General features: G+C 64.4%; 8 protein-coding genes and 2 tRNA genes. 8 read left to right on the forward strand and 2 right to left on the reverse strand.

Annotated features, from left to right (window positions below; all coding sequences use genetic code 11):
- The first annotated feature begins 14 nt into the window (after positions 1–14).
- From folE to Q4C89_RS02435, 4 genes are all read left to right on the forward strand, one after another.
- Positions 15–563 carry a GTP cyclohydrolase I FolE gene (gene folE, locus Q4C89_RS02420; RefSeq protein WP_303101025.1) on the forward strand — a complete coding sequence of 183 codons (549 nt, stop codon included), beginning with the start codon at positions 15–17 and terminating at the stop codon, positions 561–563.
- 61 nt (positions 564–624) lie between these two features.
- Entirely contained in the window at positions 625–1,164 is a 540-nt protein-coding gene (locus Q4C89_RS02425) for a hypothetical protein (protein ID WP_303101017.1), read from the forward strand.
- Positions 1,165–1,237: 73 nt separating this feature from the next.
- Positions 1,238–2,455 (forward strand): serine hydroxymethyltransferase, encoded by a 1,218-nt coding sequence (gene glyA, locus Q4C89_RS02430; protein WP_303101018.1) that lies wholly within the window; start codon positions 1,238–1,240, stop codon positions 2,453–2,455.
- Positions 2,456–2,552: 97 nt separating this feature from the next.
- Positions 2,553–3,707, forward strand: a complete 1,155-nt coding sequence (locus Q4C89_RS02435; protein ID WP_303101019.1) for an HD-GYP domain-containing protein — start codon at positions 2,553–2,555, stop codon at positions 3,705–3,707.
- 6 nt (positions 3,708–3,713) lie between these two features.
- Here the strand turns inward: Q4C89_RS02435 and Q4C89_RS02440 are convergent, their stop codons facing one another.
- Positions 3,714–4,031 (reverse strand): hypothetical protein, encoded by a 318-nt coding sequence (locus Q4C89_RS02440; protein ID WP_303101020.1) that lies wholly within the window; start codon positions 4,029–4,031, stop codon positions 3,714–3,716.
- Positions 4,032–4,090: 59 nt separating this feature from the next.
- Between Q4C89_RS02440 and Q4C89_RS02445 the strand changes: the two genes are divergently transcribed.
- From Q4C89_RS02445 to Q4C89_RS02460, 4 genes are all read left to right on the forward strand, one after another.
- Positions 4,091–4,690, forward strand: a complete 600-nt coding sequence (locus Q4C89_RS02445; protein ID WP_303101021.1) for a single-stranded DNA-binding protein — start codon at positions 4,091–4,093, stop codon at positions 4,688–4,690.
- Complete coding sequence (locus Q4C89_RS02450; protein WP_303101022.1) at positions 4,683–5,453, forward strand: metallophosphoesterase; 771 nt, start codon at positions 4,683–4,685, stop codon at positions 5,451–5,453. The genes Q4C89_RS02445 and Q4C89_RS02450 overlap by 8 nt, the downstream gene beginning before the upstream one ends.
- A 112-nt stretch (positions 5,454–5,565) precedes the next feature.
- Positions 5,566–5,641: transfer RNA gene (locus Q4C89_RS02455), tRNA-Asp, on the forward strand.
- A 23-nt stretch (positions 5,642–5,664) separates the two neighbouring features.
- A tRNA-Phe gene (locus Q4C89_RS02460) sits at positions 5,665–5,740 on the forward strand.
- Positions 5,741–5,843: 103 nt separating this feature from the next.
- On the opposite strand, the gene Q4C89_RS02465 is transcribed toward Q4C89_RS02460, so the two are convergent.
- A partial coding sequence (locus Q4C89_RS02465) for a hypothetical protein (protein ID WP_303101023.1) occupies positions 5,844–6,048 on the reverse strand: 205 nt, incomplete at its 5' end.

Below are 6,048 nucleotides of genomic sequence, written 5' to 3' on the forward strand. Positions count from 1 at the left end.
TTCCCCTCGAACCGCTGACCCGCGACTGGCTCGCCGCGATTGGCGAAGACCCGCAGCGCGAAGGCCTCATGCGCACGCCGCACCGCGTCGCCAAGGCCTGGGCCTACATGACCGAGGGCTACGGGCAAACGCTGGCGGAGGTCGTGGGCGAGGGCGTCTTTGCCGCCGAGGGCAGCGAAATGGTGATTGTCAAGGACATCGAGTTCTACTCCATGTGCGAACACCACATGCTGCCCTTTTATGGTCGCGCCCACGTCGCCTACATTCCCAACAGCAAAATCCTGGGCCTGAGCAAATTTGCCCGCATCGTGGACCTGTACTCGCGCCGCTTGCAGGTGCAGGAGCGCATCACCACGCAGGTGGCGGACGCAGTAGAAGAATTGCTGGCCCCCAAAGGCGTCGCCGTGCTGATGGAAGGTATTCACCTGTGCATGGCAATGCGCGGCGTGCAAAAGCAGAACAGTTCCACGACGACCAGCGCCATGCGCGGCCTCTTCCGCTCCGACCCACGCACCCGCGCCGAATTTATGAGCGCGGTGCAGGGGACGCTACGCGGCAGGTGAAGGGCGGAGGGTGGAGGGTGAAGGGGGTCAAAATTTCCCCTTCACCCTCTACCCTTTGCCTATGCTGACCCTTCTGCTGGCCCTCGCTGCTCCGCCCGCCGCCGAAAAACTGCCTTACGGTCAAGACCTACGCGTGCCGAACAGCAAAGTCTCGGTGCGACTGGAAAAGGACGACAAGGGCGCGAACATTTCCTCCATCTTTCTGGACGAGGGGTACGACACCCTGGGCAAAACCTTCGTGCAGTTTCGCTGCGGGCCGGGGGGCAAACTCAACTTTTTCCTCAAGACCAAAGTGCCGCTGCTGTCTCAGGCCGACATTGTCGCGGGCCGTCCGCCGAGTGTGACTTACCGCGTGGACGGGCAGCAGCCGCGCACCTTTCCCGGCGTACTGACGCGCAAAAATGGTGAATTTGACCGTTTCGTGCTGGCGACCAACGACGCGAGCGATGCCCGTTTTCTGGGGGCGTTCAAAGCGGCGCGCAAGGGTGTGGAAGTGCAAGTTGTCCGTACAGGTGGGGCGGCTCCGTTGCGGCTGAATTTTCCCGTCAGGGGCTTCGCCGAGGCGCTGAAAGTGGTGGAAGGATGCCCTACCTTGCCCTGACCCCGACCTCCGCAGACGGTCTTTCTGGACACCTTGCCGCCCCACATTGGGCGCAACCTCTACAATCCGGAGTATGACCACATCTCAGACGCACCGCGATACGGCGATTTTCGACCTGATTGCCCAGGAAGCCGAGCGTCAGAAGCACGGCCTGGAGCTCATCGCCTCCGAAAACTTCACCAGCGCCGCCGTGCGCGAGGCCCAGGGCAGCGTGCTGACCAACAAGTACGCCGAGGGCTACCCCGGCAAGCGCTGGTACGGCGGCTGCGAGGTCGTGGACCAGGTGGAACAACTCGCCATCGACCGCGTCAAGGAACTGTTCGGCGCGGAGTGGGCCAACGTGCAGCCCCACAGCGGCTCCAGCGCCAACCTCGCCGTCTACAACGCCCTGATCGAGCCGGGCGCGACCGTGCTGGGCATGAACCTCTCGCACGGGGGCCACCTGACGCACGGCAACAAGGCCAACTTTTCGGGTATTCGTTACAACGTCATCGGCTACAGCCTGAACCAGGAAACCGAGCGCATTGACATGGACGAAGTGCGCCGCCTCGCCCACGAACATCAGCCCAAAATGATTATTGCGGGGGCCAGCGCCTACAGCCGCATCATCGACTTTGCCGCCTTCCGCGAAGTGGCGGACGAGGTGGGCGCGATTCTGTTTGCCGACATCGCCCACATCGCGGGCCTGATTGCGGCGGGCGTTCACCCCAACGCGCTGCCCCACGCGCATGTGGTCGCCTCCACCACCCACAAGACCCTGCGCGGGCCTCGCGGCGGCATCATCCTCAGCAACGACCCCGAACTGGGGGCCAAGATTGACCGCGCCGTGTTCCCTGGCTATCAGGGCGGGCCGCTGGAACACGTCATCGCAGGCAAGGCGGTGGCCTTTGGCGAGGCGCTGCAACCCGAATTTAAGACCTACGCCCAGCAGATCGTCAAGAACGCTCAGGCGCTGGCCGCCGAGTTCCAGGGGAAGGGCTACCGCATCGTTTCGGGCGGCACCGACAACCACCTGTTCCTGCTCGACCTGCGCCCACAAGGGCTGAACGGCACCAAGGCGACCAAGGCGCTGGACGCCAACCACATCACCATCAGCAAATCCACCCTGCCTTACGACACCGAAAAAGTGATGCACGGCGGTGGCATCCGCATCGGCACGCCCGCCGTGACCACCCGTGGCATGACCGAGCAGCACATGCCCAAGATTGCCGACCTGATTGACCGCGCCCTCAACGGCGAGGACGTGAAGGCCGAAGTGCATGAGTTTGCGGGGGGCTTCCCGCTGCCCTGAGTCGTGCAGATGGCTGAAAGCAGATGGCAGATGGCTTGAGAATGGGCCATCTGCCATCTGCCATCTGCCTCCCCCCCTGCATTAAACTGACCTGTCCATGCCAGACTCAATCCCAGACTTCGTGAACTCCACCCCGGAGCAGCAGGCGGTGGCACTGGCTGAGCCGTCGCTGTCTCGGTTGACCCTCCAGCTGATGCGCCTGGGGCTGCAAGCGCCTGACCTGGGCAGCGCCATGCAGCCTGTGCTGACGGCACTGGTCGAGCGCACGAGCGCCGTGGGGGCCGGGTATTTCCAGTTTCGTGACGCGACACTGGCCTACCACGCCCGCACCACGGTCGGGGAAATGCCCACTGGCCCTGCGCTTGCCAGTCTGCTGGCGCACGGCCTTCCGGGGAACCTGCCCCTGATAGAAAAGCTGGCGGAAGCCGACGAGACCCTTTATTTCGCTGACACCCGCGAGAGTGCCACCACAGAGGGCTTTCCCGAACTGGGCGTGCAAGGGCTGTGCGCCTCACCTGTACGGAACCGGGAAGGCGAGCTGGTCGGGGCGCTGCTGGCACACACTTTCAGCCCGCATCCCTGGGATGAGACAGAGCGGATGGTGGTGAGCAGCGTGACGGGGCTGCTGTCACTGCTGGCAGCGCGGCTGCACGCCGAGGAGCGGGAGCAGGCCGCCCACGAGGGAGCGCTGCGGGCGCTGGGTCTGTCGCTCGAAGCCCGCGACGCGGAAACCCAGGGGCACACCGACCGGGTCACGCGGCTCAGCGAGCGTCTGGGCGAGCGCCTGGGCCTGAGCAGCAGCGAACTGCGTGAACTGCGGTGGGGCGCGTACCTGCACGACCTCGGCAAAATCAGCCTGCCCGACCAAATCTTGCTCTACGAGGGGCCACTCACGCCTGAAATGCGCCAGCGCATGTGTGCCCATGTCGCAGAAGGCGTGCGGCTGGCCGGGGAACTCCCCTTCCTGCCCCAGACTGTGCTGGACGTGATAGGCGCCCACCACGAACGCTGGGACGGCACCGGATACCCGCTGGGGCTGCGCCGAGAGGAGATTCCACTGGCAGCCCGCATTTTCGCCATCTGCGACGTGTACGACGCCCTGGCGAGTGTCCGCCCCTACAAGCAGGCCTGGGAAAAGGAAGACATCCTGAACTACCTGCGGGCTGCCAGCGGGCAACAGTTTGACCCCAGCGTGACGGCGGCGCTGCTTGAGCTGCTCAGCGAAGACTCGCCGCCTCAACTTCAGTCCTAATAACTCCTAAAGCACTCGGTCGAGGCCGCTCAGACATTCCTCGGCGATGGCTCGGGCCAGCGGGTCGCGGGTGGTGCGGGCATAGCTGACCCCGAGTTGCAGGTGGGTCTGCCCTGCCCGCTCATCCTGGGCCAGTGCCAGGGTCTGGTAGAAGGCCAGATGGGTGTGGGCCAGCAGCACGTCACGCAGATGCTCGGGCGGCAGCGTCGTGAGCAGGTCCAGGGCGTTTTGATAGGCCGCAAGGGCGCGGCGCGGCTCACCTTCGACGGCGTACTCGCGCCCCAGTTGCAGGTGACGGGCAGCGGTCAGGTAAGCGGGCCTCATGTCCGGCATTCTAGAGCAGGGGTTCCACACCCGAAATGCGGCGGCTATAGACTCGGCCCATGCCCGAACTCAACCGCGTGCGCGAAGCCCTGCAAAACAGCATGACCACCTGGGCGACGGTGGAAGTGCAGGGAGAGCAGGCCCGTGTCGTTCCCGCGCCAGACCTGGACGTGTTGGTCGCCCAGCTCGACCGCCTCGCCCCTGGCTGGAGCCTGGGCTGGAGTTGCGACTCGGCCCAGCCCTACGTGGTTCGCGTGCGCCTGAGCTTGGAGGGGAGCCACCGCGAGGGACTGGCCGAGGGGCCGACCCTCCACGAAGCGCGGTTAGCGGCGCTGGCTGACCTTGCCCGGCTGTTCGGCCTGTCGGCGGGGGAGGGGCAATGGGTCGAGTACGACCCGGAGGAAGGCGCGAATGTCGCCGAACTGGAAACGGCCCGCCCTGGCCCGGCCTCCACGTCAGCGCTGCCCCCCGAGCCGCCCCGCGACCCCCAGATGGAAAATGCCCGGCGACACATTGAGGAACTGGTCGAGAAGCTCAAGGAATCGGGGCGCGGCGCCGAGGCCATGCGCTACCTGATGAAGGGCTACGGCGAAACGCTGGACGAGAGCCGCGCCATCTACAAGCAGCTCAAGACGATTCTGGACCGCGAAGATGCATAAATTCATCGCCATCGGTGATGTCCACGCCGACTGGAGCGGCTGCTGGGACGCGCTGCGGGCGGCCAGTTGCGTGGACGCGGATTGTCTGCCGACGCCGCCCGTGCGCTCGGGCCGTTATCAGGTCGTCTTTATCGGTGACCTGGTGCATCCCAAGTCCGAGGCGGCCTACACCCGACTCACCGGCTGTGATCCCTTCGACATGGGCAACGAGGAACACCGCCTGATCGCCGCCCGCGAACAGGTGCGCCAGTTGGAAAAACTGCGGCGTTATCAGGAAGCGGCCCCGCATGCGGTGCATGTCCTGCTGGGCAACCATGACGACGCGGTGCTGAACCCACGCTTTTTGCTGGGCACCAGCGGCGGCCTCAAGCACACCGAGTTCGACCCCGAACGGGGCGGCCTGATGCTGCCGCCGCACCTGTACCAATGGATGAGCCAGTTTCCCCGCGAAATCCGCCTGGGACGTGTGCAGTTCGCCCACGTCTCGCCTTTGCCCAACCACCTGCACTACGACGACCTGTTCTACTCTGACCGAAGTTCCAAAACCTGGTTCGTGGACTCGCCCGACTACGTGGACATGGCGGGTCTCGAATTCGGCGTCTACGGACACACCCAGGTCGAGGGCGGCGTGCTGCTGCACAGTGATGAGAATGGGCAACCCAAATTCGCCATCATTGACGCGCTAGCCTCGCGTGAATACCTCGAACTGCTCTACGACGAGCAGGGGGGGCGCTTGCAAGGCGTGTGCGCCGTGCCGTTCTGACAGGGGACTGGCCGGGGAGAGCCCTCTCCCCACCGCCGCAAGGTTGACAGCGGGCAGGAGGGCGGCTATCTTTAATCGCGCTGCTTTTGCGGCCACAGTTTTTTACCAGTAGGGTCCGGTAGTGTAGCGGTTAGCATATCTGCCTGTCACGCAGAAGGTCGCGGGTTCAAATCCCGTCCGGACCGCCAAAGTCTTCCTTCCGGGGAAGCACGGCTAGGTAGCTCAGCTGGTAGAGCAAACGACTGAAAATCGTTGGGTCGCCGGTTCAAGTCCGGCCCTGGCCACCACAGAACTCCGCTTCGGCGGGGTTTTTTGTTGTTGCCTCTCTGGGCTGGACTCCGCTCATCCGGGCGTTTTTGCCAGATGAGCGGAGTCCAGCCCAAACCCATATCAGAACAGCATGTTCAAATCGTCCGCTTCCGCCAGCCAGCGGAAGGCTGCTGCCTTGTCACGCATGCCCATCGCCTCGTAGCACTCGACAAGGCGCAACGAAAAAAACTGTATCGCTTGTCGGTCTTCGCGGCGCTCGGCACTCTCCAGGCAGGTGCGGTAGTGCAGCACGGCCACATGAAACTGCCCCTGCTGGGCGGCATGT

This window comes from Deinococcus sp., assembly GCF_030523985.1.
Lineage (GTDB): Bacteria > Deinococcota > Deinococci > Deinococcales > Deinococcaceae > Deinococcus.

What these genes read in the sequence shown, in the direction of transcription:
- Q4C89_RS02445 (WP_303101021.1), top strand. Translation starts at nt 4,091, where the DNA reads ATGCCCGAACTCAACCGCGTGCGCGAAGCCCTGCAAAACAGCATGACC.
- Q4C89_RS02425 (WP_303101017.1), top strand. Translation starts at nt 625, where the DNA reads ATGCTGACCCTTCTGCTGGCCCTCGCTGCTCCGCCCGCCGCCGAAAAA.
- glyA (WP_303101018.1), top strand. Translation starts at nt 1,238, where the DNA reads ATGACCACATCTCAGACGCACCGCGATACGGCGATTTTCGACCTGATT.
- Q4C89_RS02440 (WP_303101020.1), bottom strand. Translation starts at nt 4,031, where the DNA reads ATGAGGCCCGCTTACCTGACCGCTGCCCGTCACCTGCAACTGGGGCGC.
- Q4C89_RS02450 (WP_303101022.1), top strand. Translation starts at nt 4,683, where the DNA reads ATGCATAAATTCATCGCCATCGGTGATGTCCACGCCGACTGGAGCGGC.
- Q4C89_RS02435 (WP_303101019.1), top strand. Translation starts at nt 2,553, where the DNA reads ATGCCAGACTCAATCCCAGACTTCGTGAACTCCACCCCGGAGCAGCAG.